Source organism: Mycobacterium sp. 852002-30065_SCH5024008 (assembly GCF_001665645.1).
Lineage (GTDB): Bacteria > Actinomycetota > Actinomycetes > Mycobacteriales > Mycobacteriaceae > Mycobacterium > Mycobacterium paraffinicum.
Map to the genome: position 1 here is coordinate 50,465 of NZ_LZSZ01000023.1, position 26,764 is coordinate 77,228.

25 protein-coding genes are annotated in these 26,764 nt (G+C 69.2%); 7 read left to right on the top strand and 18 right to left on the bottom strand.

Annotation, left to right across the window (positions count from 1 at the left end; all coding sequences use genetic code 11):
- Nucleotide 1: 1 nt before the first annotated feature.
- The 8 genes from mraY to A5781_RS02805 all read right to left on the bottom strand — a co-directional run bounded on the left by mraY (nt 2) and on the right by A5781_RS02805 (nt 9,936).
- The gene (mraY, locus tag A5781_RS02770) at nt 2–1,081 is read right to left on the bottom strand and encodes a phospho-N-acetylmuramoyl-pentapeptide-transferase (protein WP_067200813.1); all 1,080 of its coding nucleotides are present in this window, start codon (nt 1,079–1,081) and stop codon (nt 2–4) included.
- A complete protein-coding gene (gene murF / locus A5781_RS02775) occupies nt 1,078–2,616 on the bottom strand; it encodes a UDP-N-acetylmuramoyl-tripeptide--D-alanyl-D-alanine ligase (RefSeq protein WP_067200816.1) in 1,539 nt (512 codons plus the stop codon). The genes mraY and murF overlap by 4 nt, the downstream gene beginning before the upstream one ends.
- Nucleotides 2,613–4,142 carry a UDP-N-acetylmuramoyl-L-alanyl-D-glutamate--2,6-diaminopimelate ligase gene (locus A5781_RS02780; RefSeq protein ID WP_067201043.1) on the bottom strand — a complete coding sequence of 510 codons (1,530 nt, stop codon included), beginning with the start codon at nt 4,140–4,142 and terminating at the stop codon, nt 2,613–2,615. The genes murF and A5781_RS02780 overlap by 4 nt, the downstream gene beginning before the upstream one ends.
- A 169-nt stretch (nt 4,143–4,311) precedes the next feature.
- Nucleotides 4,312–6,372 carry a penicillin-binding protein 2 gene (locus tag A5781_RS02785; RefSeq protein WP_067200819.1) on the bottom strand — a complete coding sequence of 687 codons (2,061 nt, stop codon included), beginning with the start codon at nt 6,370–6,372 and terminating at the stop codon, nt 4,312–4,314.
- On the bottom strand, nt 6,369–7,541 hold the full coding sequence (locus A5781_RS02790; protein WP_067200822.1) for a hypothetical protein: 1,173 nt from the start codon (nt 7,539–7,541) through the stop codon (nt 6,369–6,371). The genes A5781_RS02785 and A5781_RS02790 overlap by 4 nt, the downstream gene beginning before the upstream one ends.
- Complete coding sequence (rsmH, locus tag A5781_RS02795; RefSeq protein WP_156624323.1) at nt 7,538–8,695, bottom strand: 16S rRNA (cytosine(1402)-N(4))-methyltransferase RsmH; 1,158 nt, start codon at nt 8,693–8,695, stop codon at nt 7,538–7,540. Before rsmH ends, A5781_RS02790 begins: the two co-directional genes overlap by 4 nt.
- Nucleotides 8,670–9,101: a division/cell wall cluster transcriptional repressor MraZ gene (gene mraZ / locus A5781_RS02800; protein ID WP_007170790.1), complete on the bottom strand. Its 432-nt coding sequence runs from the start codon at nt 9,099–9,101 to the stop codon at nt 8,670–8,672. Before mraZ ends, rsmH begins: the two co-directional genes overlap by 26 nt.
- 430 nt (nt 9,102–9,531) lie before the next feature.
- Nucleotides 9,532–9,936, bottom strand: a complete 405-nt coding sequence (locus tag A5781_RS02805; RefSeq protein WP_066947030.1) for a DUF3040 domain-containing protein — start codon at nt 9,934–9,936, stop codon at nt 9,532–9,534.
- A gap of 329 nt (nt 9,937–10,265) precedes the next feature.
- Here A5781_RS02805 and A5781_RS02810 point away from each other — a divergent pair, with 329 nt between their 5' ends.
- Together A5781_RS02810 and A5781_RS02815 are read left to right on the top strand one after the other, a co-directional pair.
- Nucleotides 10,266–10,874, top strand: coding sequence for an N-acetyltransferase (locus tag A5781_RS02810; RefSeq protein WP_067200828.1), 609 nt, complete (start codon nt 10,266–10,268; stop codon nt 10,872–10,874).
- A gap of 140 nt (nt 10,875–11,014) precedes the next feature.
- Nucleotides 11,015–11,662, top strand: coding sequence for a DUF3153 domain-containing protein (locus tag A5781_RS02815; protein WP_067201046.1), 648 nt, complete (start codon nt 11,015–11,017; stop codon nt 11,660–11,662).
- On the opposite strand, the gene A5781_RS02820 is transcribed toward A5781_RS02815, so the two are convergent.
- Complete coding sequence (locus A5781_RS02820; RefSeq protein WP_067200831.1) at nt 11,659–12,555, bottom strand: mycobacterial-type methylenetetrahydrofolate reductase; 897 nt, start codon at nt 12,553–12,555, stop codon at nt 11,659–11,661. The genes A5781_RS02815 and A5781_RS02820 overlap by 4 nt on opposite strands.
- A gap of 279 nt (nt 12,556–12,834) precedes the next feature.
- Between A5781_RS02820 and idsA2 the strand changes: the two genes are divergently transcribed.
- Nucleotides 12,835–13,884 (top strand): bifunctional (2E,6E)-farnesyl/geranyl diphosphate synthase, encoded by a 1,050-nt coding sequence (gene idsA2, locus A5781_RS02825; protein ID WP_067200834.1) that lies wholly within the window; start codon nt 12,835–12,837, stop codon nt 13,882–13,884.
- Between the two features lie 4 nt (nt 13,885–13,888).
- On the top strand, nt 13,889–15,433 hold the full coding sequence (locus A5781_RS02830) for an alpha-(1->6)-mannopyranosyltransferase A (RefSeq protein WP_067200837.1): 1,545 nt from the start codon (nt 13,889–13,891) through the stop codon (nt 15,431–15,433).
- Between the two features lie 4 nt (nt 15,434–15,437).
- Here A5781_RS02830 and A5781_RS02835 read toward each other — a convergent pair whose 3' ends face one another.
- The gene (locus tag A5781_RS02835; RefSeq protein WP_067200840.1) at nt 15,438–15,842 is read right to left on the bottom strand and encodes an Rv2175c family DNA-binding protein; all 405 of its coding nucleotides are present in this window, start codon (nt 15,840–15,842) and stop codon (nt 15,438–15,440) included.
- 80 nt (nt 15,843–15,922) lie between these two features.
- Between A5781_RS02835 and A5781_RS02840 the strand changes: the two genes are divergently transcribed.
- Entirely contained in the window at nt 15,923–17,161 is a 1,239-nt protein-coding gene (locus A5781_RS02840) for a protein kinase (RefSeq protein ID WP_197503669.1), read from the top strand.
- On the opposite strand, the gene A5781_RS02845 is transcribed toward A5781_RS02840, so the two are convergent.
- From A5781_RS02845 to A5781_RS02855, 3 genes are read right to left on the bottom strand one after another with little or no spacing between them, the layout of a single operon-like run.
- Nucleotides 17,158–18,546 (bottom strand): class II 3-deoxy-7-phosphoheptulonate synthase, encoded by a 1,389-nt coding sequence (locus A5781_RS02845; RefSeq protein ID WP_067200847.1) that lies wholly within the window; start codon nt 18,544–18,546, stop codon nt 17,158–17,160. The genes A5781_RS02840 and A5781_RS02845 overlap by 4 nt on opposite strands.
- Before the next feature lie 60 nt (nt 18,547–18,606).
- Nucleotides 18,607–19,131 carry a polyadenylate-specific 3'-exoribonuclease AS gene (locus A5781_RS02850; RefSeq protein ID WP_067200850.1) on the bottom strand — a complete coding sequence of 175 codons (525 nt, stop codon included), beginning with the start codon at nt 19,129–19,131 and terminating at the stop codon, nt 18,607–18,609.
- Nucleotides 19,132–19,141: 10 nt separating this feature from the next.
- Complete coding sequence (locus A5781_RS02855) at nt 19,142–20,008, bottom strand: hypothetical protein (RefSeq protein ID WP_197503673.1); 867 nt, start codon at nt 20,006–20,008, stop codon at nt 19,142–19,144.
- 109 nt (nt 20,009–20,117) lie between these two features.
- Between A5781_RS02855 and A5781_RS02860 the strand changes: the two genes are divergently transcribed.
- A complete protein-coding gene (locus tag A5781_RS02860) occupies nt 20,118–21,413 on the top strand; it encodes a glycosyltransferase 87 family protein (RefSeq protein ID WP_067200856.1) in 1,296 nt (431 codons plus the stop codon).
- A 13-nt stretch (nt 21,414–21,426) separates the two neighbouring features.
- Here A5781_RS02860 and A5781_RS02865 read toward each other — a convergent pair whose 3' ends face one another.
- From A5781_RS02865 to A5781_RS02885, 5 genes are all read right to left on the bottom strand, one after another.
- On the bottom strand, nt 21,427–22,155 hold the full coding sequence (locus tag A5781_RS02865; RefSeq protein ID WP_067200860.1) for a 1-acyl-sn-glycerol-3-phosphate acyltransferase: 729 nt from the start codon (nt 22,153–22,155) through the stop codon (nt 21,427–21,429).
- 84 nt (nt 22,156–22,239) lie between these two features.
- Nucleotides 22,240–22,620 carry a hypothetical protein gene (locus A5781_RS02870; RefSeq protein WP_067200863.1) on the bottom strand — a complete coding sequence of 127 codons (381 nt, stop codon included), beginning with the start codon at nt 22,618–22,620 and terminating at the stop codon, nt 22,240–22,242.
- Nucleotides 22,617–23,885 carry an ArsA family ATPase gene (locus tag A5781_RS02875; RefSeq protein ID WP_197503674.1) on the bottom strand — a complete coding sequence of 423 codons (1,269 nt, stop codon included), beginning with the start codon at nt 23,883–23,885 and terminating at the stop codon, nt 22,617–22,619. The genes A5781_RS02870 and A5781_RS02875 overlap by 4 nt, the downstream gene beginning before the upstream one ends.
- Nucleotides 23,882–24,316 (bottom strand): SRPBCC family protein, encoded by a 435-nt coding sequence (locus A5781_RS02880; RefSeq protein WP_067200870.1) that lies wholly within the window; start codon nt 24,314–24,316, stop codon nt 23,882–23,884. The genes A5781_RS02875 and A5781_RS02880 overlap by 4 nt, the downstream gene beginning before the upstream one ends.
- 116 nt (nt 24,317–24,432) lie before the next feature.
- Nucleotides 24,433–24,822, bottom strand: a complete 390-nt coding sequence (locus A5781_RS02885) for a polyketide cyclase / dehydrase and lipid transport (RefSeq protein ID WP_067201051.1) — start codon at nt 24,820–24,822, stop codon at nt 24,433–24,435.
- 131 nt (nt 24,823–24,953) lie between these two features.
- Here A5781_RS02885 and A5781_RS02890 point away from each other — a divergent pair, with 131 nt between their 5' ends.
- Nucleotides 24,954–26,756, top strand: a complete 1,803-nt coding sequence (locus A5781_RS02890; protein ID WP_067200873.1) for a long-chain fatty acid--CoA ligase — start codon at nt 24,954–24,956, stop codon at nt 26,754–26,756.
- The last annotated feature ends 8 nt before the right edge of the window (nt 26,757–26,764 follow it).

Genomic DNA, 26,764 nt, shown 5'->3' on the forward strand with positions numbered 1-26,764 from the left:
GTCAGGCACCGATCGCGCCCAGCCACTCACCGTAGAAAAGGGCCACGCCCAGACCGCAGGTGATCGCCGTGAGCAGCCAGAAGCGGATGATCACCGTGGTTTCGGCCCAGCCGGCCAACTCGAAGTGGTGGTGGAAGGGCGCCATCCGGAACACCCGGCGCCCGGTGGTGCGGAAGGCCAGGATCTGCAGCACCACCGAAGTGACCTCGGCGACGAATAGCGACCCCAGCACGACGGCGAGGATCTCGGTGCGGCTGGTCACCGACAGGCCCGCGATGATGCCGCCCAGCGCCAGTGATCCGGTATCCCCCATGAAAATCTTTGCCGGAGCGGCATTCCACCACAAAAAGCCGATGCAGGCGCCCGCGGTGGCGGCCGCGACGAGCGCCAGGTCCAGCGGGTCACGCACGTTGTAGCAGCCCAGGCCCGGAGCGGTGACGCAGGCGTTGCGGTACTGCCAGAAGGTGATCAACACGTAGGCGGCGGTGACCATCGCCATGCACCCCGCGGCCAGCCCGTCGAGGCCGTCGGTGAAGTTGACCGCGTTTGACCAGGCGCTGACGACCACCACGCAGAACAACACGAACAGCCCCGGAGCCAAAGTGACCGTGGCGATCTCGCGCACGTAGGACAAATCCGAGCTGGCCGGTGTCAACCCGCTGCCATTGCGGAACCGCAAAACCAGCACCCCGAACAGCACCGCGGCGGCTACCTGCCCGACGATCTTGGCCGTCTTGTTCAGCCCGAGATTGCGCGACCGGCGAACCTTGATCAGATCGTCGAGGAAGCCGACGCCACCGAGCACGGTCGCCAGGCCCAGCACCAGGAGACCCGACGCGGTAACGCCCTCGCCGTCGAAGGCCAGCCCGGCCAGGTGCGTCCCGAGGTATCCCGCCCAGATGCCGGCCAGGATCGCCACCCCGCCCATCGACGGCGTGCCGCGCTTGGCGTGATGGCTGGGCGGCCCGTCCTCACGGGTGTGATGGCCGAAGCCCTGCCGGGTGAACAACCGAATCAGCGCCGGCGTCAACAGGATTGACACAGCGAGCGCGACGGCCACCGCGATCAGGATCTGCCTCACGCGCCCGTCCCGCTCTCGGTGTCGTCTGCGGCCAGCGCGTCGGCCAGCGCGCCCAGCCCGGCCGCGTTGGAGGCCTTGACCAGGATCACGTCGCCGGGCCGGACTTCGGCCCGCAGCAACGCGAGGGCGGCGTCGGCATCGGCCACGTTGACGGCCCCACGATCACCGGAAGCTCCCCACGAGCCCTCCATGACCGCTCCGTGGTGCATGGCGCTCATCGACCTCCCACTTCCCACGACGACAAGTCGAGACACATCTAAGCGCACGGCCAGCCGGCCGATGCGATCGTGTTCGGCCACCGCGTCCTCGCCGAGCTCGGCCATTTCGCCCAGCACCGCCCAGCTCCTGCGCTTTTCGTCGGCGCCGTGGGCGATCCAGGCCAGCGCCTGCAGTCCGGCGCGCATCGAGTCGGGGTTGGCGTTGTAGGCGTCGTCGATCACCGTGACCCCGTCCCCGCGGGTGGTCACGTGCATCCGGTGCCGCGACACCGGCCCGGCGTGCGCCAGCGCGACGGCGACCTGCTCGACGGTGGCGCCGCATTGCAGCGCGACGGCGGCGGCGCACAGCGCGTTGGCGACCTGATGGTCGCCGTACACGCCCAGCCGCACCTCGACCGCGCTGTCCATCGCGTGCAGGGTAAAGCGGGGCCTGGCCAGTTCGTCCAGCGACACTCCGTCGGCCCAGACGTCGCTGGGACCGGAATCGGTGCGGCTGGACCGGCTGACCCGCACCACCCGCGCCTCGGTGAGGTCGGCCATCGCCGCCACAATCGGGTCGTCGGCGTTGAGGATGACCACTCCGGATGACGGAACAGATTGGGGCAGTTCGGATTTGGTACGCGCGATGGCTTCCCGGGAGCCGAACTCGCCGAGGTGGGCGGTCCCGACGTTGAGGACCACCCCGATCGTCGGCGGGGCGATCTCGGCCAGCGCGGCGATATTGCCGGGATGGCGGGCCGACATCTCGAGCACCAGGTAGTCGGTGCTGCGCGTCGCGCGCAACACCGTCCAGGGGTGTCCCAGCTCGTTGTTGAACGACCCGGGCGGCGCGACCACCTCGCCCAGCGGCTCGAGCACGGCGGCCACCAGGTCTTTGGTCGACGTCTTCCCCGACGAGCCGGTGATTCCGACGATGGTCAGCCCGCCCGCCACCAGCTCCGCGGCCACGGCCCGGGCCAGCTTGGCCAGCGCGGCCAGCACCGCCGCGCCCGAGCCGTCGGTGTCGTGTTCGAGCACCCCGGCCAGGCCGCCGTCGGCGCGGCGGGCCGTCGGTGCCGGAGGCACGACGATGGCGGGCACCCCCACCGGCCGGGCCGCCAGGACGGCGACCGCGCCGGCCGCCGCCGCCGCGTTCGCGTAGTCATGCCCGTCGGCATGGGCCCCCGGCAGCGCGAGGAACAGGCCGCCGGGACCGACGGCGCGCGAGTCGAATTCGACGGTGCCGGTGACGCGGAGCCCGGCGGCGGCCTGCGGCGAGATGTCGGCCAGCGTGCCGCCGACGATGTCGGCGATCTGCGCGACGGTCAGGTCGATCATCGCCGCGCCTTCAGCGCTCGTTCCAGCTCCACCCGGTCGTCGAAGGGGCGGACCTCCCCCGCCGCGCGCTGGCCCGTTTCGTGGCCTTTGCCCGCCACCAGGACCACGTCGCCCGGCCCGGCCCAGGCCACCGCGTGTTCGATCGCCGCCCGTCGGTCGCCGATCTCGACCACCTCGGCCGCACCGCCGCTGGCGGCCGCCCCGGCCAGGATCTGGCGGCGGATGGCGGCGGGGTCCTCGCCGCGCGGGTTGTCGTCGGTGACGACGACCAGGTCGGCCAGCTCGGCCGCCGTCGCGCCCATCGGCGCCCGCTTGCCCGGGTCGCGCTCGCCGCCGGCGCCGAACACCACCGCCAGCCGGCGCCCCGGACGCGCCAGGGTGGTCAGCACCGCCCGCAACGCGCCCGGCTTGTGTGCGTAGTCGACCAGCGCGAGGAAATCCTGGCCGCAGTCGATGTCTTGCATCCGGCCGGGCACCCGGGTCTCGAGCAGCCCCGGCGCAGCCTGCTCCGGAGACACGCCCACCGCATCCAAAATCGCCAGCGCGACAAGGCAATTCGCGATGTTGTAATGCCCCGGCAGCCGGATGCCGACCCGATGGCGCACGCCGGCGGGGTCGATTGCGGTGAACTGCTGTCCCCCGCCGCCCAACGGGGTCACGTCCATGGCGCGCCAATGCGCGGGCTGGTCGGCGGTGCTGACGGTGATCGCGTCGCCGGCCCGGGCGGCCATCGCGCGCCCGGCGTCGTCGTCGATGCAGACCACAACCCGGCGGGCCCGCAGCGGCGACGCCGGATCGAACAGCTTCGCCTTGGCCTCGAAGTAATCCGCCATGGTGGGGTGAAAGTCGAGGTGGTCGCGGGACAGATTGGTGAAGGCGCCCACCGCGAACCCGGTGCCGTCCACCCGGCCCAGCGCCAGCGCGTGGCTGGACACCTCCATAACGACGGTGTCCACCCCGCGCTCGGCCATCGCCGCGAACATGGCCTGCAGCGCGGGGGCCTCCGGGGTGGTCAGCGCGCTCGGAACGTCCGCGCCGGCGATGCGGATGCCGACCGTGCCGATCAGCCCGGCCGTCCGGCCGGCGGCGCGCAGCCCGGATTCGACCAGATACGTCGTGGTGGTCTTGCCGGAGGTTCCGGTGATCCCGACCACCGTTGTCCGCTCCGACGGGTGCCCGTAGACCGTGGCGGCCAGGGCGCCGAGCACGTTGCGGGGCGCCGGGTGCACCAGCGTCGGGACGGCCGATGCCGACGCACCCATCTCCGCCACCCCGGCGGCGTCGGTGAGGACCGCGACGGCGCCGTGCTCGATCGCCTCGGCCGCGTAGCGGGCCCCGTGCGTCGACGCGCCGGTCAGCGCGGCGAACAGGTCGCCGGGCCGCACATCTTGGGCACGCAGCGTGACGCCGGTGACCGCGACGTCGGGCACCACCGCGGCGTGGTCGGCGAGCACCGCCCCGACCTGGGCCGCCAGTGCGGGCAGGCGCGTGCCAGCACCGGCGCTGGGCCGCAGCCCCGTGGGCATCGGCACCACCTGTTCACACCTCCCTGCAGACCCGCGTGATCCTCATGATCGGCCATGACACCCTACCTAGGCGCATCGGCCATGAGGCGTTCCCGCCGTGCGGGGAGGTGACGTGGGTTGCCTGGCGGCGACCCGCAGCGCCCGGCATACGCCGCGCTCGCGATCGCCGCTAAGTTGCCTGCAGTGTCAGCGGCGGACCGGGGTCGGGCGACAGCGGCACGTTCTCGCGCTGCATGAGCCAGCCGGCGATGTTGTGGAACAGCGGGGCCGCCGAGTGGCCCGGCGTACCGTCCGCGTTGCGATCCGGGTTGTCCATCATGATGCCGATGACGTAACGCGGGTTGTCGACGGTGGCCATGCCGGCGAAGGTGATCCAGTAGACGTTGTCGAAGTAGCAGCCGCAGGCCGGGTTGATCTGCTGCGCGGTACCCGTCTTGCCGGCCATCTGGTAGCCCGTCACCGCGGCGGCCGACCCGGTGCCCTGCTGGTAACCCATCGGGTCGCGTTGCACGACGGCGCGCAGCATGTTGCGGACGGTCTGGGCCGTCTGCGCCGAAACCACCCGCACGCCGTCGGGACGCGGTTCTTCCGTCCGGGTGCCGTCGGGCGCGATGGTGGCCTTGACGATCCGCGGCGGTATCCGCACCCCGTCGTTGGCGATGGTCTGATACATGCCGGCCATCTGCAACAGCGTCATCGAAAGGCCCTGCCCGATAGGCAGGTTCGAGAAGGTGCTGCCCGACCACTGGTCGATGGGCGGCACCAGCCCGGCGCTCTCACCGGGCAGGCCCACGTTGGTGCGTTGCCCGAGACCGAATTTGCGGACCATGTCGTAGAAGCGTTCCGGTCCGACGCGCTGCGCAAGCATCAAAGTGCCGACGTTGGAAGACTTTCCGAACACGCCGGTGGTTGTGTAGGGCATCACGCCGTGGTCCCACGCGTCGTGGATGGGCACCCCGCCCATCTGGATCGACCCGGGCACCTGCAGCACCTCATCGGGATTGGACAGGCCGTACTCGATCACCGACGACGCGGTGATGACCTTGTTCACCGAGCCCGGCTCGAACGGCGAGGACACCGCCAGGTTGCCCAGCTGCTTGTCACCCTGGCGCCCGATGTCCTGCGACGGGTCAAAAGTGTTGTCGTTGGCCATGGCCAGCACTTCGCCGGTCTTCGAGTCCAGCACGACCGCCGAGACATTGTGCGCGCCAGAGAGATTCTTCGCCTGCTGGACCTGCTGCTGGACGTAGAACTGGATGTCGTCGTCGAGGGTCAGCTGCACCGTCGAACCGTTTACCGCCCGGTGCCGGTTGCGGTAACTGCCGGGGATGACGACGCCGTCGGATCCGCGGTCATAGGTGACCGAGCCGTCGGTTCCGGACAGCACCGAGTCCAGGGACTCCTCCAGCCCCAGCAGCCCGTGCCCGTCCCAGTCGATGCCGCCGACGATGTTGGCCGCCAACGACCCGCCCGGATATTGGCGCAGATCCTGTCGCTCCGAACCGACTTCGGGGTACTTGTCGGAGATCGCGCTGGCGACGGCCGGATCGACGGCGCGCGCCAGGTAGACGAAGTTCTCGTCGCTTTGCAGCTTCTTCAGCACGGTCGCGGAGTCCGGCTTGTTGCCCAGCCGGGTGGAGACCTCCTTGGCGATATCTCGCAGGCGCTGCTGGGGATCGGGGGCCACCGAGTTCTTGTTCTTGGCCTCTTCCAGTTGCTTGCGAATCCTCTTGGGCTGGAACGTCAACGCGCGCGATTCGGTCGTGAAAGCCAGCTGATCCTTGTTGCGGTCGACGATGCTGCCGCGCACCGCCTTTTCGACGTCGGTGACCTTGAGCTGGCCCGCGGCCTGGGCGCGCAGCGCCGGCGCGTTGGTCACCTGCAGGACGAACAACTGGACCGCGGCCACCACGATCAAGGCCCCGATGGCGGCGTTCCCGGCCCGATGCCGGAAGACGAACGACGCGCCGCGGGTGCCCGCCTGCACCAGCCGGGTGCGCCGCTCCCGCGCCGAGTGCCCGGTGGCGGCGGCGTCCGGCCGGTCGGCCGGGCGCGCCTTCTTGGCGTCCTTGGCTTCCTTGGCCTTCCGGAACCGCTTCGGCTCCCGGACGTCCTCGGCTTGCTGCTTCGCACGCCGCTTGGGCTGGCGAACCCCCTTGGCTTCCTGCGCCTTACGGGGACCGCGCGTCGGCTGCGACCGGCGGTTGCGCGAGGAGTCGCCGCGGCTCACCGGGGCGCACCTGGCGTCGCGACGGGGCCCGGCGCCACGGGCTGCGGCCCGAGCACCGGAGCGAGGGGGACCACGGGAGCCGCGGGGGCCGGCCCGCGCTGCACCGGAACCGGCACCTCCGCGGGTAGCGGCGCGGGCAGCTGCCCGGGCGGTGGAATGGGCAAGCCGCCCAACGGGATCGACACCTCGGCGGGCGCCGGAGCGAGTGCGGGTCCCGCCGGCGCGGGCAGCCCCGGCGCCGGCAGCACCGGGGCCTGCCCGGTGACCGGCGCAACCGGCACACCCGGCGCAACCGGCACACCCGGCGCAGCCGGCAGTTGAGGCCCGGCCGGTGCCAGGTGCTGGCCGCCCAGTGTCGACGCCCCGTCCGGTGCGCGTAGCAGCGCCTCGGGCCCGGACCCCGCCGGTGCGGGCGGCGCCGCGGGATCGGGCTGCAGCCGGACCGGGACCTCCGCGGCGGGCGCCGGCGGCGCCGGGGGCAGCGGCGGGCCCTGGTCGGGGAGCTTGCTGTTCAACGGCGGCGGCGGCACCCCGTCAGCCGGCTTGGGCGTCCCGACCACCACCCAGTTGCCGGACGGGTCCTGGACCAGATGCGCGGTGTCTCGCGTCGGGATCATGCCCTGTTTGCGGGCCGCCTCCGCCAGCGCCGGGGCGGATTCCGCCTCGCGCACATCGCGTTCCAGCGCCTCCTTCTGCTGTTGCAGCAGCCGCGTCTTCTCGCGGGCGTGACTCAACTTGTAGGAGCGCTCGGCGGAATCCGTGGACAACCACAGCGTGAGGCCCAGCCCCAGGCCAAGCGCACCGATGACCAAGACGACGAACGGAACCTTGCTTGCCAGGGTGCGGGGTCGCAGGTCGATCGCGGCCAGCCGGGCCGCCAAACGTTCGCTCAGCCGAGGACGAACGACTCTGGGGGCTTTGGCTTTCCGCGCCTTGGCTCGGGCCTTGGCCTGGCTCGTGCTCTTGGGCCGCGCCGGCCGCTCGACCGGCCGGGCGATCGGGCTGGTGTGCGGTCCGGACTTGGGCGCGCGGCTCTCACGGGTGGGCGCGGAGGTGCGTCCAGGCCGGGGGCGGCGCGCCGGACCGGGATCGGCCGCCGAACGCCGGCTCCGCCGGGCGGAACCGTCGCGTCCGCCGCGGCGATTCGGCGTCTCGCGCTTTGCTTTCATGCGTCGCCCTTTCCGGTTGACTGCTTGACTCGTTGCACGGCTCGCAGCCGCACGGCGGCGCTGCGCGGATTGCGTTCGACCTCGTCGGCGTCCGCACGTTCGGCGCCATGCGTCAGCGACCGGAATCGCGGCTCGTGGCCGGGAAGCTCGACCGGCAGATCCACCGGCGTGCGGGAGGCCACCGCGTCGGCGAACAACCGTTTGACGATCCGGTCTTCCAGCGATTGGTAGGCCAGCACCACCATGCGCCCGCCGACGGTGAGCGCGTCCAACCCGGCCGGAATCGCGCTGCGCAACGAGTTCAGTTCGTCGTTGACGGCGATCCGCAGGGCCTGGAAGGTCCGTTTGGCCGGATGCCCACCGGTGCGCCGGGCCGGGGCCGGGATCGCTTGATACAGCAGGGCTACCAATTCCGCGGTCGAAGTGAAGGGGGCGCGGGCGCGGCGGCGCACGATCTGTGCCGCGATCCGGCGCGCGAATCGCTCCTCGCCGTAGCGGTGCAGGATGTCCGCCAGCCCGGCTTCGTCGTAGGTGTTGACGATGTCGGCCGCCGTCAACGGCGACTCCGGATCCATCCGCATGTCCAGCGGCGCGTCCTGGGCGTACGCGAAGCCGCGCTCGGTTCGGTCGAGCTGCATGGATGACACGCCCAGGTCGAACAACATCCCGTCGACCGATCCGGCTGTGGCGTAACCGGATTCGGTCAGCGCCGCGGCGAGGCCGTCGTAGCGGGTGTGCACCAGCGTGACCCGGTCGGCGAATCGCGCCAGCCGGGCCCGGGCGATGTCCAGCGCGCTGGGATCGCGGTCGAGTCCGATCAGCCGCAACCCCGGCAGGTCGGTGAGGAACCGTTCGGCATGCCCGCCCGCGCCGAGGGTGGCGTCGAGAAGGACTGCGCCCGAACCGTCGGCGTCGTGACGGGTCAGCGCGGGAGTGAGCAGCTCGACGCAGCGATGCAGTAGGACGGGCACATGCCCGAAGTCCGGTGAATCCTCAACCACCGCAACACCTCCCCGGGTCGGGCGAGATGCCCCTGCATCGAGGTCCCTGTCCGAAGGCACGAACCTGGCGTTGGGGAAGTACGCCAGGGTCGGTTCGGGCAGAGGCCACGTTGCACGGGCATGCGCCTCAGATGATGTCGCCGAGTGCTTCATCGCTGGCCGCGGAGAAGTTCTCTTCGTGGGTCTGCTGGTAGTCCTGCCAGGCTTGCGCGTCCCAGATCTCGAGGTAATCGACCGCTCCGATCACCACACAATCCTTGGAGAGGTTCGCGTAGCGACGGTGGTCGGCCGACAGCGTGATGCGCCCCTGCGCGTCGGGATGCTGCTCGTCGGTGCCGGCGGCGAGGTTGCGCAGGAAGGCCCGGGCGTCGGGGTTGCTCCGCGAGGCCTTGCTCGCCCGGCGTGCGAGCTGCTCGAATTCGCCCCGCGGGTAGACGGCGAGGCTGTGGTCTTGGCTCTTGGTGACCATCAACCCCCCTGCCAGCGCGTCACGGAATTTGGCGGGCAACGTCAGCCGCCCCTTGTCGTCGAGTTTGGGCGTGTAGGTGCCGAGAAACACCAGCTCACCTCCCCCTCGGGGTCACCCAAACACTGCAGCCACCATACCCCACAATCCCCCACTTCGCCCCATTGTTGAAGTGTCGTGGCGGACTTTTCCAGGTTATCCGCCACTCCCAGCTGCGCATGCCGTCATCTGGTGGCCTAGGGAGTCACGCCCGGCTCCGCGGCGGGTGGTACAAAACGGCACGTCAGAGCGGCGTGAAGGCACGGGTGGGGCCTAGTGGGGGGACTGCGTGGGGGCCGGTGGGGCCCACAACCTGGGCCGAAGCTCGGTTAGGGCTCGATCCGGCGTCAAAACGGCATCGGCGGCCCGCCGATCACCGGTCAGCCCGGGTGCGTCTGTGACCATGGCGGCGCGGCCGGTGCGGCAGCAGAAATGCAAAAGAAAGGGGCAGCCGATGGCTACCCCTTATGCGTCGGCGATGCCGCTAGTCGTCGAAGCGACGGCGGAACCGGTCTTCCATCCGACTGGTGAACGAGCCACCACCGCCCTTGTTACGGCGCTGGCGGAGCGACCCGGGCGCCGATCCGGGGTGGTCGGGCCGGCCGGACAACCGCGGGCCGGTGATGGCGAATACCACTCCGCCGAACATCACGATGAACCCGAAAACACTGAGAATCGGGAAGTTTCCGATCATGGTGGCCTTGAACGCCACCCCCGAAACCAGCATCGCCAGACCGATGACGAACAACGCCGCGCCCTGCAGGCGCCGGCGCGCGGTGGGTGCACGGAACCCTCCGCCGCGGACGCTCGACGCGAATTTGGGGTCTTCGGCGTAGAGAGCGCTCTCGATCTGATCGAGCATCCGCTGCTCATGATCGGAGAGTGGCATTCGTCCCTCCTTGCCGACAGTCTGACGCGTAACTATCGATAGCACGCGGATGCCCGTTGTGGGGGCAACTAATTGAAATGATACGAGGTCAATCTGCGCCTTACCACTGGTTCGGTGGCGATTCTATCCTGGCCGGTGCTCGGCACCCGTGGGAACCGGAACGGCCGTGCGCTACAACCGGCTTCCCCACCCGCGGTCGCCCGTGGGATCGTTGCCGCGGCCGCTCGCCGAACAACCTCTCCCGGGTCCGATAATGGCGATGACGGCCCGGGCCGAGCGGCCGCGCGAAGCCGAAGCGCCGGAGCACAGGATGAGGAGGAAACCGCAACTTGGCGATATTCCTCATCGATCTGCCGCCCACCGATATGGAGCGCCGCCTCGGTGACGCCCTGAAGGTGTACGTCGACGCGATGCGGTACCCGCGGGGCACGGAAAACCAGCGCGCGGCCATGTGGCTCGAGCACATCCGCCGGCGCGGGTGGCAAGGGGTGGGCGTCGTGGATGCCGAGGTGGGCGACGACGCGGACGCCCCGATCCCGCAGGCGGCCGAACTGAGCAATGCACCGTTACTCGGCGTGGCGTACGGCTACCCGGGGGCGCCCGGGCAGTGGTGGCAGCAGCAGGTCGTCCTCGGCCTGCAACGCGGCGGCCTGCCGCCCCAGCAGATCGCCGGCCTGATGAGCAGCTACTTCGAGTTGACCGAGCTGCACATCCATCCCCGCGCGCAGGGTCGCGGGCTCGGCGAGGCGCTGGCCCGGCGGCTCCTGGCCGGCCGGGCCGAAGAGAATGTCCTGCTGTCCACGCCGGAGACCAACGGTGAGCCGAACCGGGCCTGGCGGTTGTACCGGCGGCTGGGCTTCACCGACGTCATCCGCGGCTATCACTTCGCAGGGGATCCACGGGCATTCGCGATCCTGGGCCGCAAGCTGCCGCTGTGACCGCCGGCTCGAGGGCGCGCCCGGGCGAACGCGCGAAAGCGGCACGCCCGATCTGGCACGATGACCTGGTGCGCGCCAGCCATGCCCCGCCCCGAACCCGTGGATTCACCGCTCGGCGGCGCCGCTTCGTGGCCATCGGGATGCTGCTCATGCTGGTGCCGCTGGCCACCGGGTGCCTGCGGGTCAGGGCGTCGCTCACCATCTCACCCGATGACCTGGTGTCCGGCGAGATCGTCGCCGCCGCGAAACCCAAGACGCCCAAGGACACCGGCCCCCAGCTCGACAGCAACAACCTGCCGTTCAGCCAGAAGGTGGCGGTGTCGAACTACGACAGCGACGGTTACGTGGGGTCGCAAGCGGTGTTCTCCGACCTGACCTTCGCCGAGTTGCCGCAGCTGGCCAACATGAACTCCGACGCGCAGGGCGTGAACCTCACCCTGCGCCGGAACGGCAACCTGGTGATCCTCGAGGGCCGAGCGGACCTGACCTCCCTGACCGATCCCGAAGCCGATGTCGAACTGACCGTCGCCTTTCCGGGCGTGGTGACCTCCACCAACGGCGACCGCGTCGAATCCACGGTGGTCTCCTGGAAGCTCAAACCGGGCGTGGTGAGCACCATGACCGCCCAGGCCCGTTACACCGACCCGAACACGCGGTCCCTGACCGGGGCGGGCGTGTGGCTGGGCATCGCATCCTTCGCGGCGGCCGGCGTGGTCGCGCTGCTGGCCTGGATGAACCGCGACCGTTCGCCGCGGTTGACCGCGCCGCGCGACCAGCCGCCGAGCTAGACCCGCTGTGCCGGTGACCAGTACGCCAGCATCTCTGCGAACGTCTGGAAGGCGGGCCCCGACACCCCGTAGGTCGCCTCGAGGTGGATGCTCAGCGGGAAGCCCAGCTCAGCCACCCCGTCGATCACGCGCTTGTACAGGTCGACCATGAGCTGGCGCTTCTGGGGCGGTTCGCTGCCGGCCAACCGCTTGACGAACTCCTGCTCGTCGGCGACCACCTGATTACCCGGGTCCTGAATCAGCCAGTTGATCAGGCCGACCCGGCTCTCCATCTTCGGGACGAAGCCGAACGACAGCAGGATTTCCGGCCGGTGATCGTTGTTCTTGGCGAATTCGCGCAGGAATCCCACGATCGCGTCGGAGTACAACAGTTGGGTCATGCCGTAGGTCGCGCCCTGGTCGCACTTGAAGTTGAACCGGCCGTGCTCCCCTTCGCGGGTGGGAATCAGGATCACGCCGCGGTTGGGCACCAGCTCGCGGTACATCGACAAGGCGTCGGTGGGCGCGACGCCGGAGCCTTCCCCGTCGTTCATGGTGCGCGGGACGCCGACGAAGACCACGCCCTCCATCCCGGCCGCGCGCAGATCGGTCAGCCGCCGGCGTAGCGTCGGCTCGTCGGAGAAGGCGGTGACTTGGGTGCACAGGCCGTGGATTCCCGGCAGCTCGGGCTTGACGATCGACCAGAAGTCCAGCACGTCCAGCTTGGGTTTCATCGTGATGGGACGGTCGTCGTCCTCGGCGATGATGCCCGGAATCATCACGTGCCGGAGCCGGCCGTCCAGACCGGATTCGGCCGAGTACTGCACCACCTTTCGCGCGTCTTCGAGTGCCCGCTCCCGGCCTTCATCGGCGTTGGGCGGCACCAGCTCGAGCGCAATGGTGTTGAGTGTCACGCGGCTTCTCTCCATCCGACGAATGCTTGGGGCATCACCCGGCCGCACACCAGTGGGCGGCCCCGACACCCCAGCCAGCATAGGCGTGGGGTGCCCACCCGCTTTCGGGGGAATAGTGAGCCAGTCGAAGCAACCGCGGTCCCCCATCCACGCCAGGTTGGAAGGATCTCCGATGCCGCGCCGAATACACTGGTCGGGCCTGCCACACGCAGACACGTCGAGGGAGAAAGGGGCGCCGCGCTGAGCCTGAAAGCTTCAGAAGCAGCGGCAACCGTCGAGTTGACCGGCGCCATCACCGATCGACTGCGGCAGTATTTGCACGACCGGCGCGCCGACACCGCCTACATCGGCGGCGACTACGAAGACCTCGTCGCCGCGCTCGAAGCCTTCGTGCTCAACGGGGGCAAGCGGCTGCGGCCAGCCTTCGCCTACTGGGGCTGGCGCGCCGTAGCGACCGGGGAACCCGATTCCGAAGCGCTGCTGCTGTTTTCCGCGCTGGAGCTGCTGCACGCCTGCGCGCTGGTCCATGACGATGTGATCGACGACTCCTCCACCCGCCGCGGCCGGCCGACCGCCCATGTCCAGTTCGCGGAGTTGCATCGCGATCGGCAGTGGCGCGGCTCCTCGGACCGGTTCGGCATGTCGGCCGCCATCCTGCTCGGGGACCTCGCGCTGTCCTGGGCCGACGACATCGTCTTTCGCGTGGGCCTGTCACCCGAGGCCGCGCGGCGCGTCCAGCGGGTGTGGGCCGAAATCCGCACCGAGGTGCTGGGGGGTCAGTACCTGGACATCGTCGCCGAGGCCAGCGCCGCCGAATCGATCGCGTCGGCGATGAACGTCGACACGTACAAGACGGCCTGTTACACCGTGTCGCGACCGCTGCAGCTGGGGGCGGCCGCGGCCGCCGACCGGCCCGACGTGCAGGACGCCTTCGGCCGATTCGGGACGGACCTCGGCGTGGCGTTCCAACTCCGGGACGACGTGCTGGGCGTGTTCGGGGACCCGGCGGTGACCGGCAAGCCGTCCGGTGACGACTTGCGGTCGGGCAAGCGCACCGTGCTGCTGGCCGAGGCATTGGAGTTGGCGGACAGGTCGGATCCGTTGGCGGCCAAATTGTTACGCGACTCGATCGGGGCGCAGCTGACGGACGCCGAGGTCGATCGGCTGCGTGAGGTGATCGAGTCGGTGGGCGCCCTGGCCGCGGCCGAGCGACGCATCGCCGAGCTGACGCAACGGGCACTGGCCGCGCTGGTGGCCGCGCCCATCAACGCGGCGGCCAAGGCCGGATTGTCCGAGCTGGCCAGAATGGCCACCGACCGGTCCGCATGAGCCGATGACCACGCCGACGCACACCCCGCCGTCCGACACGCCGGCAACGGAACCGCCTGGCGGTGGGTGGTTTTCGCGGCTGCACGCATTCACCACCACCACGCAGTCCCGGCCGGCGAAACTGGGAATGCTCGGTTCGGTCCTGATCGGCGTAGGCGGCCTGGGTGCGGGCAGCACCCGTCAACACGACCCGCTGCTGGAGTCAATCCATATGTCGTGGCTGCGTTTTGGCCACGGCCTGGTGTTGTCGTCGGTGGTGTTGTGGATGGGCGTGGGCCTCATGCTGATCGCATGGCTGGGGCTGGGCCGACGCGTGCTAGCCGGCGAAATGACCGAGTTCATGATGAAGGTCACCACGGGCTTCTGGCTGGCGCCGCTGCTGCTGTCGGTGCCCGTCTTCAGCCGGGACACCTATTCGTATCTGGCCCAGGGCGCCCTGCTGCGCGATGGACTGGATCCCTACGCCGTCGGACCGGTCGCCAACCCGAACAACCTGCTGGACAACGTAAGTCCCATCTGGACGATCACCACCGCCCCCTATGGCCCGGCGTTCATTCTGGTGGCCAAACTCGTCACGATGCTCGTCGGCAACAACGTGGTGGCCGGAACGGCGCTGCTGCGGCTGTGCATGCTGCCGGGGCTGGCCCTGCTGATCTGGGCCACCCCGCGATTGGCCCGCCACCTGGGCACCAACGGCTCGACGGCCTTGTGGATCTGTGTTCTCAACCCGCTCGTGCTCATCCATCTGATGGGTGGGGTGCACAACGAGATGCTGATGGTGGGACTGATGGCCGCCGGCATCGCGCTGAGCTTCGCCGGCCGCCACGTCCTCGGCACTTCGCTGATCACCGTGGCGATCGCGGTCAAGGCCACCGCCGGGATCGCCCTGCCGTTCATGGTGTGGGTGTGGACGCGGCATCTGCGCGACCGCCGCGGGTACCGGCCGGCCTGGGCGTTCGTGGCGGCCACCGCGGTATCACTGCTGGTCTTCGCCGTCGTGTTCGGCATCCTGTCGGCGGTGGCGGGCGTGGGCCTGGGGTGGCTGACGGCACTGGCCGGGTCCGTGAAGATCATCAACTGGCTGACCGTGCCGACCGCGGCCGCAAACATCATCCACGCCGTGTTCAGCGGCTTCTTCGCGGTGCACTTCTACCCCTTGCTGCGCATCACCCGCTTCATCGGGATCGCGATCATCGCGGTGTCGCTGCCCCTGCTGTGGTGGCGGTTCCGGCGTGACGACCGGGCCGCCCTGACCGGCATCGCGTACTCGATGCTGGTGGTGGTGCTCTTCGTCCCCGCGGCGCTGCCGTGGTATTACTCCTGGCCGCTGGCGGTGGTGGCCCCGCTGGCGCAGTCCCGGCGGGCGGTCGCGATCATCGCCGGCCTGTCGACGTGGGTGATGGTGATCTTCAAACCCGATGGCTCGCACGGGATGTACTCGTGGCTGCATTTCTCGCTGGCCACCGCCTGCGCGCTGATCGCCTGGTACAGCCTCTACCGTGCCCCCGACGAGCGGGCCGGCATAACCGAGGAAGCTGCCGCTCAGTAAGCCCTCAGCAAGCCATCGCCTGTGCCCGACGCACGACTTCCCGAGCCTGGTGCGCGTGCAGGGCGTCGACGGGGCGGGCGTTGCTGACGGCATCCCGGCTGCCGTCGTGGGTGATCGTCAGCGACGGATCGCGGGTGAACAACCACCGCACGATCTCGGTGTCGTGGTAGCCGCCGTCGTGCAGGATCGTCAACAGTCCCGGCAGGCTCTTGACCACCTCACCGGACTTGGTGAAGAACACCTGCGGCACCACCAGGCCGCCCTCGCGCTTCACCGCGACCAGGTGACCTTCCCGAAGTTGCTGCTGGACCTTGCTGACCGAAATCCGGAGCAATTCGGCGACCCGCGGCAGGTCGTAGGTGGGCTCGTCGGGATCCAGAACATCGTCACCGGCAGGAACACTGCTCACCCGCGCAAGTGTAGGCCTTGGCACCCGCATTGAACCCGTGTTCTGACGCCCAATCACACCGTCACCCCTACGATGGCCCCGTGGCCGGACCCGGGACGCGAGACCCCTTGGACAGCGCATTGCTGGATGGCCGCTACCTGGTGCAGTCCAAGATCGCCAGCGGCGGCACGTCAACGGTGTACCGCGGCCTCGACACGCGGCTCGACCGCCCCGTCGCGGTGAAGGTGATGGATTCCCGATACGCCGGCGACGACCAGTTCCTGACCCGGTTTCAGCGCGAGGCCCGCACGGTCGCACGGCTGAAGGACCCCGGCCTGGTCGCGGTCTACGACCAGGGCTTAGACGCCCGGCACCCCTTCTTGGTGATGGAGCTCATCGAGGGCGGCACGCTGCGCGAGCTGCTGGCCGAGCGCGGGCCGATGCCGCCCTATGCCGTGGCCGCGGTGCTGCGCCCGGTGTTGGGCGGCCTGGCCGCCGCGCACCGGGCCGGTCTGGTCCATCGCGACGTCAAGCCCGAGAACGTGCTGATCTCCGACGACGGCGACGTGAAGATCGCCGATTTCGGTCTGGTCCGTGCCGTCGCGGCCGCTGGGATCACCTCCACGAGCGTGATTTTGGGAACCGCGGCCTACCTGTCGCCCGAGCAGGTGCGCCACGGCGACGCCAGTCCCCGCAGCGACGTGTACTCCGCCGGGATTCTCACCTACGAGCTGCTGGCCGGGCGCACCCCGTTCACCGGCGACTCCGCGTTGTCGATCGCCTACCAACGGCTGGACACCGATGTGCCGCCGCCCAGTGCCGCGATCGACGGTGTGCCCCCGCAGTTCGACGAGTTCGTGCGGCGCGCGACCGCGCGCGACCCGGGCGACCGGTATGCCGACGCGGTCGAGATGGGCGCCGAGCTCGACGCGATCGCCGAAGAACTTGCGCTGCCGGACTTTCGGGTCCCGGCGCCGCGCAACTCCGCGCAGCACCGGTCGGCGGCCCTGCAACACAGCCGAATGAGCCAGCGCCCGGACACGGCCGCGCCGCCCACGGCCGCACCGGTCCGCCACCCCACCCGCCAATTGACGCGCGGCCCCGAGGACTGGTCCGAGCCGCAGCACCCACCGCACTCCGACGACGAGCCCGACGACTACGAATACCAGCCCGTCACAGGGGAATTCGCCGGCATTCCGATCAGCGAATTCGCGTACGCCCGGCAGCACGGCCGGCGCATGGTGCTGATCTGGGTGGCGCTGGTGCTGGCGCTGACCGGGCTGGTCGCCACCGCGGCGTGGACGATCGGGACCAACCTGGACGGGCTGATAGCGGGCTAGTCGCGCAGCATCTCGGCGACCAGGAACGCCAACTCCAGCGACTGCTGGGTGTTCAGCCGCGGGTCGCATGCCGTCTCGTAGCGCCCCGCCAAGTCCAGGTCCGAAATGTCTTGCGCCCCACCGAGGCATTCCGTGACGTCCTCGCCGGTGATCTCGACGTGGATGCCACCCGGGTGCGTGCCCAGCGCGCGGTGCACCTCGAAGAAGCCCTGCACCTCGTCCACGACGCGGTCGAAATGCCGGGTCTTGTACCCGTTGGACGACTCGTGGGTGTTGCCGTGCATGGGGTCGCACTGCCAGATCACCTGGTGACCGGTCGCCTGGACCTTCTCGACGATGGGCGGCAGCAGATCGCGCACCTTGTTGTTGCCCATCCGGCTGACCAACGTCAACCGGCCCGGCTTGTTGTGCGGGTCAAGCCGTTCCACGTATTCGACCGCCAGTTCCGGGGTCATCGTCGGACCGATCTTCACGCCGATCGGGTTGGCGATCACCTCCGCGAACGCGATGTGCGCGCCGTCGAGCTGGCGCGTCCGCTCGCCGATCCAGACGGTGTGCGCCGACAGGTCGAACAGCTGCGGCTCCCCGTCCTCGCTCTCCGACAACCGCAGCATGGCCCGCTCGTAGTCGAGCACCAAAGCCTCATGGCTGGCGTAGATTTCGGCGGTCTGCAGGTTGCGGTCAGCCACGCCGCAGGCGCTCATGAACCGCAGACCCCGGTCGATTTCGGTGGCCAGCGCCTCGTAGCGGGCGCCGGACGGCGACGTCCGGACGAACTCCCGGTTCCAGTCGTGGACCAGGTGCAGCGACGCCAGGCCCGACGACGTCAGCGCCCGCACCAGGTTCATCGCCGCGCTGGCGTTGGCGTACGCGCGCACCAGCCGCGACGGGTCGTGCTCGCGCGCGGCGGCATCCGGGGCGAAGCCGTTGATCATGTCCCCGCGGTAGGACCGCAACCCCAGGGCGTCGATGTCGGCCGAGCGCGGCTTGGCGTACTGGCCGGCGATGCGGGCCACCTTGACCACCGGCATGCTGGCGCCGTAGGTCAGCACCACGGCCATCTGCAGCAGGGCGCGGATGTTGCCCCGGATGTGGGGCTCGGTGTTGTCGGTGAACGTCTCCGCGCAGTCCCCGCCCTGCAGCAGGAACGCCTCGCCCTTGGCGACCTGGGCCAGCTGCTCCTGCAGCCGGAGGATCTCCGAGGGCACCGTCACCGGCGGCACGCTCTCGAGGACCGTGCGCATCGCCGCCGCCTGTTCGGCCGGCCAGCTGGGTTGCTGGGCGGCCGGCTTGGCCAGTGCGGCGTCCAGCCGCGCCCGCAGGTCGGTCGGCAGCGGGGGCAACGACGGCAGCTGGTCGATCGGGATGTCGACGGTCCAGTTCATCGGTCCATGGTAACCGGGGCGCCAGGGTGACTGATCAGCGCGAACGCCGTCCGGGCGGCCTCAGGCCGATGCTGCGTCGTTCGGATCGCTCCCGCGGCCGTCCGCCTCCGCCGATGTGATCAGCCGGAATCGCCGCATCTGGTCGCGGGCGTCGACCAGCGCGTCGTGGGCATCGCGCGACCGCGGCGGCATGGGCGGGCAACCCCGGTCCTCCCACAGTTGCCGCAAGTCCCGGGTGAAACGGGGCAGCGCCCGTGGCAGTTCGGGCATCGTGCCCCACAACTGGCACAGGGCGACGTGGTCGTAGGCGCCGATCCACGCCCACAGTTCGATGGGGTCGGTGCCCTGGACGCCAAAGAAATCCTCGAGGTCCGAGCGGATCTGCCTGCGCGAGCGCCACAGCTGCGACGAAGGCGGTGGCAGCTTGGGCAGCACGTTGGCACGCACCCAGCCGCCGGCGCGCTCGGGATCGAACTCCGTCGACACGGCGTAGTACTCGCGGCCGTCCTCGGCGACCACCCCGATGGAGATCAACTCGATGGTGCGGCCGTCCTCGATGAATTCGGTGTCGTAGAAGTACCGCACCGGTGAAAGCCTATCTGCTGATCAGGATGGGACCCGTCGGCGGCGGTGCCGCATGTACGTCGTGGTCGAGCTGGGCGTCGACCGCGCGTTCGTCGGGCAGGCGGGGCGTGCCCGCGATTGCGCACTGCAGATACAGCTTGGCCCGCACCACCGGGCGGCGCAGCGTCCGTTCGCGTTGCAGCGCGCGGCGCATCTTCTCGGGTTGGTTGGTGTATCGCCAGCGAGCCCATGGCGCATGCGGGCGGGACAGCCGGACCGCGCCGATGACCAGCAGCACGACGATGAACATGCCGAGCAGCCCGGTCCATACCTTGCCCTTGAGCACGACGATCACGGCCAGCGGCAGCGTCAACACCAGTCCGCCGGCCACCGCGGCGCGCAGCGGCCAGGAATCGGTTCCTTCCCAGATCGGCAGGAAAAACATCAGCGGATGCAGGCCCATGATCAACAGCCCGGCTACTCCCACCGCGGCGAACACGGCGTCCACCGAAGTGCGCCCGTCCTCCGACCAGTAGACGTCGGACAGGTGCAGGATCAACGCGTACTCGTCGAGCACCAGGGCCGCCCCAATGCCGAAAAATATTGCGGACAAGGTGAACTCGGGCTCGTGTCCGTCGATGGCCAGGGTGACCAAGGTCAGGCCGGAGAGCAGCACCAGGACGACGCCGAACGTCACGTGGTGGATGTGGACCCCGCTGACATGGACATTGCGCGGGTGCCACCAGCTGGCCGGCCGGCCGGTCTCGGAGCGATGGCGGATGAACCGCACGAACGTCCGCGTGACGAAAAACGTCAGGATGAACGCCACCAGGCAACACAGCAGGGGCAACCGGCCGCCCTCGAGGATGTCGTGCGCGAACCAGCGCGTCACCCGCAGCACGAACCAGTGGAGCACTCTTGAAACGTACGCCTGTGGTCGTCGACACCGCCGGAAGCCGCGCGGAGGGACGTACCACGTCCGCGCACCGATTACGCTGTTGTGCGACATGAGTAGATGGCGGGCGCCCGACGCGGGCCACCCAAGCAAACGTGGCCCCGGGCAGGTCCTGTTGTGGTGCGGTCTTTGGCTGCTGACGGCGGCGGGGCTGGGCTACGTGGCCTGGCAACTGTTCGGCCACATTCCCTATCGCATCGATATCGACGTGTATCAGATGGGCGCGCAGGCGTGGATGCAGGGACATTCGCTGTACCACGGTGATGTGCTGTTCCACACACCGATCGGGCTCAACCTGCCGTTCACCTATCCCCCGCTGGCGGCGATCATGTTCTGCCCGTTCGCCTGGCTGCACATGCCGGCCGCCAGCGTCGCGATCACGGCGTTGACGTTGGTGCTGCTGGTGGTGTCCACCGTGATCGTGCTGACCCGCCTCGACGTCTGGGCCGCATCGACGGCGCTGCCGGGCCCGGCCTGGCTGCGCCGCTGGTGGCTGGCCGTCGTCATCACGCTGGCGGCGACGCTCTGGCTGGAACCCATCACCTCGAACTTCGCCTTCGGCCAGATCAACGTCGTGTTGATGACCCTGGTGATCGCCGACTGCCTGCCGCGCCGCACACCGTGGCCGCGCGGGCTGCTGCTGGGACTGGGCATAGCGCTCAAACTCACGCCGGCGGTATTTCTGCTCTACTTCTTGCTGCGTCGCGACAACCGGGCGGCACTCACGGCCGTGGCGTCCTTCGTGGTGACGACGGCAGTGGGTTTCGTTCTGGCATGGCGTGATTCGTGGGAGTACTGGACGCACACCCTGCCGCACACCGATCGGATCGGCGAGGCGGCGCTGAACACCGATCAAAACATCGCCGGGGCCCTGGCCCGGCTCGGGCTGGGCGAGCAACAGCGCTTCCTGCTGTGGGTGGTCGCCTCGCTGCTCGTGCTCGCGCTGACGGTGTGGGCGATGCGCAGGGTGCTGCGGGCCGACGAGCCCGTGCTGGCGGTCATCTGCGTCGCGTTGTTCGGGTTGATGGTCTCCCCGGTCTCGTGGTCACACCACTGGGTGTGGGGGTTGCCGACGGTCGTGGTGCTCGCTGTCCTGGCCTGGCGGCGCCGCAACGTGACGCTGGCCGTGGTCGGTGCCGCGGGGGTGGCGTTGATGAGATGGTCGCCGATCGACCTGCTGCCCAAGCATCACGAGGTGTCGGCGGTCTGGTGGCGTCAGCTCGCCGGGATGTCCTACGTGTGGTGGGCGCTGGCGGTCATCGTCGCGGCCGGGCTGACGGTGACCACTCGCAAGCCGTCGCCGGATTCGGCGCCGCAAGAATTGACGCCGGTGACAGCAGCCGGCTAGTCGAGCCCGCGGATCAACCGACGGCGGTTTCCGGGATCCGGGCGGCCTCGCTGGTCGATCCCTCGCCGTTGCGGCTTTCCTTGACGCTGGCGGCGTAGATGTCGACGTACTCCTGGCCGGAGAGCCCCATCAGCTCGTAGATCACCTCGTCGATGACGGCGCGCTCGATGAAGCGGTTGCCGGCCAACCCCTCGAATCGGGAGAAGTCCATCGGCTTACCGAAGCGAACGGTGACCCGCCCGAAGCGCAGCATGTTCGTCCCCGGCGGGTTGACGACGTTGGTGCCGATCATCGCCACCGGGATCACCGGGACGCCGGTGTGCAGGGCCAGCCGCGCCAGACCGGTCTTGCCCTTGTACAGCCGGCCGTCCGGCGATCGGGTGCCTTCGGGGTACATCCCCAGCAGCTTGCCGGTCGAGAGCAGCCGCTCGGCGGTGGTCAGTGCGGCCTGCGCGCTGTCGGCGTCGGTCCGGTCGATCGGCACCTGGCCCACGGCGGTGAAAAACCAGCGCTGGAACCAGCCCTTCAAGCCGGTCCCCGTGAAGTATTCGGCCTTCGCCAGGAAGGTGATCCGGCGGCGCACCACCAGCGGCAGGTAGAAGCTGTCCATCACGGCCAGGTGATTACTGGCCAGGATCGCCGGGCCGGAACTCGGAATATGTTCCAGCCCTTCAACTTTTGGCCGACCGAGCAAGGCCAGCAACGGGCCGAGCAGTACGTACTTGAATAGCCAGTACCACATGGCCCTCCCTCTCGCCCGCCCGCCGGTGTTCTGCGCCAACTGTACCCACCGCATCCGGAAGGGACCACCTTCGACGCAGCGTGGTCACTCCTCGACGGTGACGGGGATGGGCTGATACCGGGTCCTGGTCGCGGAGTCTGGAGGCTCCGCCTCGGTGGCGCCGTCGCCGGGCGGCCGGTCGGGCGGTGGTTTCGCCGCGCCGTTGATGTCGTCGAGCATGGCCCGGATCACCTCGAGCAGGGCGATGCTGTGGTCGGCGATCACGGTGATCAGCGGGTGCTGCTCACCGGTCGCCAGCGCGGCCAGCGCGCAGACCGGGCACCACACCTGTTGGCACTTGCCGGTCCCGGCTCCCCGTCCCGCCGTCAGCGCGGCGGCCGTCCGCACCGCCGGGTCGATCCCGTCCAGGATTGTCTGGGCGAGCCTGCGCAGCTCCGGACCGATATCCGAATGAGCCCCACTCACTTAGGCCACACCTCCGGATCTGGTCGAAATCGCACCGTCAGCTCGCTACCCCGCAATTGTGCGTCTAGCACCGTGCAGCGCCGGAGCACGGACGCCAACCTAACCCTGCGCCGCAATCCGCCGGCGCTGATGATCAGGTCGTCGTCAACGCGTCCCAGCGTCAGCGTCGACGGATCGAGTTGCGGCAACGCTAGCCGCATTCGATAAATGGAACCAAGTCCCGTTCCCGATTCCAGGTCCACCGTCGGCCGCAATGGACCCGGCGGCGGCGCCCCGCCGCGACGGCGCGCGGAGTCGAGCAACTCGCCCAGGGCCTTGGGGCCGATCGGCTCCCCGGACAGGTGCGGAGTCAACACCAGGGCCACCTCACCAATGGTGGCGTCGAGCTCGTCGAGAACACCACGTTGTTCGGAAATGCGTTCGGCGTACCAGTAAAACGCGGGGTGCTCCGGCAGGTTGCGGTATTCGTAAGATGAGTCTTCGGTCAAAACCTGGTTGACGACCAGTTCCTCGACGCGCACCCCCATCAATGCCAGCGAACCCAGCGTCCGGGCCGCCTCCGCAGCGACCACCCGCTCCGGCGTCAATACCAAGTGCGCGCCGACCAATTCGCCGTCGGTCAGCAGGGTACTGAGCGCCTCGACGCTGGCGCTGATGCGCTCCAGCAGCTCCACCATGGCCGCCGAGCGGGAGTCGTCGGCGCCGACGGACAGCCGCCGATGCCGCGGCCAGGCGCGCTCGACGTAGAGCCCGAAGGTGGCGGGCAAGGTCAACATCCGCAGCGCGTCGGCGGTCGAGGCGCAGTCGACGACGACGCGATCCCAGCGCCCGGAGACGGCCAGCTCGCCGACGGCGTGCAGCCCGAGCACTTCCTGAACACCCGGCAGCGCCGAAAGTTCTTCGGGGGCAATGGTACTCAGCTCAGTATCGGCGAACCGCCGATCTAGCGTGTCGACCACGTCGCGCCAGCGAACCTCGAGCAGGGCCAAGGTGTCCAACGCGAGCGCGTCGAGAAAGCCACCGCCGGCCTGCTCGTCATCGGCAAGGACCCGAACCAGTTCGCCCTGGCTGGGTGGGACGGGGACACCGAGCACGTCGCCGAGTGAGTGCGCCTGATCGGTCGACACCACCAGCACCCGCTGCCCCGCGCTTGCGGCACCGACCGCCGTCGCACAGGCCAGCGTGGACTTTCCTACCCCGCCCTTGCCAACGAAGAGGCTGATTCGGGCCGGGGTGGGCGCCCGCGATTCGCTGGACTCACTCAGCCCTCGACTCGTTTCTTCAGATCCTTCAACGCGGTGTCGGTCAACCGCCGCTCGGCCTTGCGCTTGAGCAGACCGATCATGGGAACGGCGAGGTCAACAGAGAGCTCGTAGGTGACCTCGGTGCCAGATCCCTTGGGCGCCAATCGATATGTGCCCTCCAGCGAACGCAGCAGCGAGCTGGAGACCACGGTCCAACTGACCGACTGCCGGTCCTTGGGCCACTGGTAGGAAATGACCATCGTGTCCTTGAGCACGGCGGCGTCCAGCACCACCCGCGCGACTTTGGGATAGCCGTCGGCGTCCGTCTCCTGGACCTCGGCTTCCCGGTACTCCGAGATCCACTGCGGGTAGGAATCAATATCCGCGATGACGCCCATCACCGTGCCCGGGTCGGCGTCGATGTAAATGGTCTGCGACGTCTTCTCCGCCACCTGGTGCTGCCCTCTCTCCCGCGAGCGGTCGACGCCGCCGGCGGGGAAACTACCGTGCGGGTTTAACCCCCGGGCCTCCGGTCCGAAACGGTACTCTGCCCGCAAACCTGACCCGGCTAAACTACCGGAGAAACCCCGACCGGACGCGACCGTTCCAGTGTCGTCTTGACCTCGAAGGCCATTTTCTTTCCCGCCACCCGACGGCGGTGCGTCATTTTCGCCAGATTCAGCTTGGCCAACTGCCAGGCCGCCACCCCGGTGGGTTCGGCGTGCAGGAAGTAATGCAGCACCACCCCGTCCAGCGACGGCTCCAGCCAGATCTCCATGGTTCCGGTCAGCGCGCCGGTGACCGCCCAGCGGATCCCCTTGTCGCCGCGCTCCTCGACCACCTGCAGCCGCAGGTCCGGCCACCACCGGCGCCAGCTGGACGGGTCGGCGACCGCGGCGCCGACCCGCGCACCGTCGGCGGCGACGAACGTCTCGTCGGCGATCTGGATGCTGTTCACCACCCCAGCTTCACACACCGATCGCCGATGGCGGCAGACGGCCACGGTTCCTGCGCGAACGCGCGGATTAGGCTGGACGGCAACAAGCCGGCCCCCGGAACGTCACCCAAGCCAAAACGAGGTCAGTAAGAGTGCGTGAGTACAGTGTCCCCGCCCGCTTCTCCGTCGGCGAGCACGACAACATCGCGGCCATGGTCTTCGAGCACGAGCGATCAGACCCCGGCTTCGTCATCTTCCGGCGTCAGGTCGACGGCGAATGGACCGACGTCACCTGCGCGGAGGTGGCCAAACAGGTTCGCTCCGCGGCGCTGGGTCTGATCGCGCTCGGGGTCCAGGCCGGCGACCGGGTCTCCATCTTCTCGGCCACCCGCTACGAGTGGGCGATCATCGACCTGGCGATCCTGTCCGTCGGCGCGGTCACCGTGCCGATCTACGAGACGTCGTCGGCCGAGCAGGTGCGCTGGGTGCTGCAGGACTCCGAGGCGGTGGTCGCCTTCGCCGAAACCGATGCGCACGCCGCGATGGTCACCGAACTCACCGCCGACCTGCCCGCCCTGCGCCGCGTGCTGCACATCGACGGCTCCGGACCCAAGGCGCTCGATCAGCTCGCGGAGGCCAGCGCATCGGTCGAGCCCGCCGAGCTCACCGCCCGCCAGGAGGCGCTGCGCGCCGACGACCCGGCGACGCTCATCTACACCTCGGGCACCACCGGACGGCCCAAGGGCTGCCAGCTCACCCATTCCAACCTGCTGTACGAGACCCGCGGCGCCAAGGAGTGCCTGCCGACACTGCTGGACGAGGGGCAGCGGCTGCTGATCTTCCTGCCGCTGGCCCACGTGCTGGCGCGCTCGCTGACGCTCTCGGCATTCGCCAACAAGGTGACGGTCGGGTTCACCAGCGACATCAAGAACCTGCTGCCGATGTTCGCCGTGTTCAAGCCGACGGTGGTGGTATCGGTGCCCCGAGTGTTCGAGAAGGTCTACAACACCGCCGAGCAGAACGCAGTCAACGACGGCAAGGGCCGGATCTTCGCGGCCGCGGTGCAAACCGCGGTCGACTGGAGCCAGGCGCAGGACAGCGGGCGGCCGCGGCTGGTGCTGCGCGCCAAGCATGCGTTGTTCGACCGGCTGGTCTATCACAAGCTGCGTGCCGCGCTGGGCGGTGGATGCCACGCGTCCGTCTCGGGTGGCGCGCCGCTGGGTGCGCGGCTGGGCCACTTCTACCGGGGGGTGGGCCTGACCATCCACGAGGGCTACGGCCTGACGGAGACCAGCTCGGCCATCACGGTCAACCAGGTCGGCAACGTCAGGATCGGGACGGTCGGGACGTTGTTGCCGGGCAACAGCATGCGCATCGCCGAAGACGGCGAGCTTCTGGTCCGGGGCGGCGTGGTGTTCAGCGGCTACTGGCGCAACGAGCAGGCCACCAACGACGCGTTCACCGACGGCTGGTTCAAGACCGGGGATCTCGGCGCGCTCGACGAGGACGGCTTCCTGAAGATCACCGGCCGCAAGAAGGAGATCATCGTCACCGCCGGTGGTAAGAACGTCGCCCCGGCCGTGCTCGAGGACCAGCTGCGGGCGCATGCGCTGATCAGCCAGGCCATGGTGGTGGGCGACGCCAAGCCGTTCATCGGCGCGCTGATCACCATCGACCCCGAGGCGTTCGGCGCGTGGAAGGAGCGCAACCACAAGGCGGCCGCCGCGTCGGTGGCCGATCTGGCCAGCGACCCGGACCTGGTCGCCGAGGTGGACGCCGCCGTCAAGCACGCCAACCTGGCGGTGTCGCACGCCGAGTCCATCCGCAAGTTCCGCATCCTGCCGGTCGACTTCACCGAGGACACCGGCGAGCTGACACCGACGATGAAGGTCAAGCGCAACGTGGTCGCCGAGAAGTTCGCCTCCGACATCGACTGGATCTACGAGAAGGACTAGCGGCCGCC

Excerpts from the sequence above, each read along its gene's own strand:
- A5781_RS02860 (WP_067200856.1), top strand. The coding sequence starts at position 20,118 with ATGAGTAGATGGCGGGCGCCCGACGCGGGCCACCCAAGCAAACGTGGC.
- murF (WP_067200816.1), bottom strand. The coding sequence starts at position 2,616 with ATGATCGACCTGACCGTCGCGCAGATCGCCGACATCGTCGGCGGCACG.
- A5781_RS02845 (WP_067200847.1), bottom strand. The coding sequence starts at position 18,546 with ATGAACTGGACCGTCGACATCCCGATCGACCAGCTGCCGTCGTTGCCC.
- A5781_RS02805 (WP_066947030.1), bottom strand. The coding sequence starts at position 9,936 with ATGCCACTCTCCGATCATGAGCAGCGGATGCTCGATCAGATCGAGAGC.
- A5781_RS02790 (WP_067200822.1), bottom strand. The coding sequence starts at position 7,541 with ATGAAAGCAAAGCGCGAGACGCCGAATCGCCGCGGCGGACGCGACGGT.
- A5781_RS02830 (WP_067200837.1), top strand. The coding sequence starts at position 13,889 with ATGACCACGCCGACGCACACCCCGCCGTCCGACACGCCGGCAACGGAA.
- A5781_RS02780 (WP_067201043.1), bottom strand. The coding sequence starts at position 4,142 with ATGCCCACGGGGCTGCGGCCCAGCGCCGGTGCTGGCACGCGCCTGCCC.
- A5781_RS02815 (WP_067201046.1), top strand. The coding sequence starts at position 11,015 with ATGCTGCTCATGCTGGTGCCGCTGGCCACCGGGTGCCTGCGGGTCAGG.
- A5781_RS02865 (WP_067200860.1), bottom strand. The coding sequence starts at position 22,155 with ATGTGGTACTGGCTATTCAAGTACGTACTGCTCGGCCCGTTGCTGGCC.
- rsmH (WP_156624323.1), bottom strand. The coding sequence starts at position 8,695 with ATGAAGCACTCGGCGACATCATCTGAGGCGCATGCCCGTGCAACGTGG.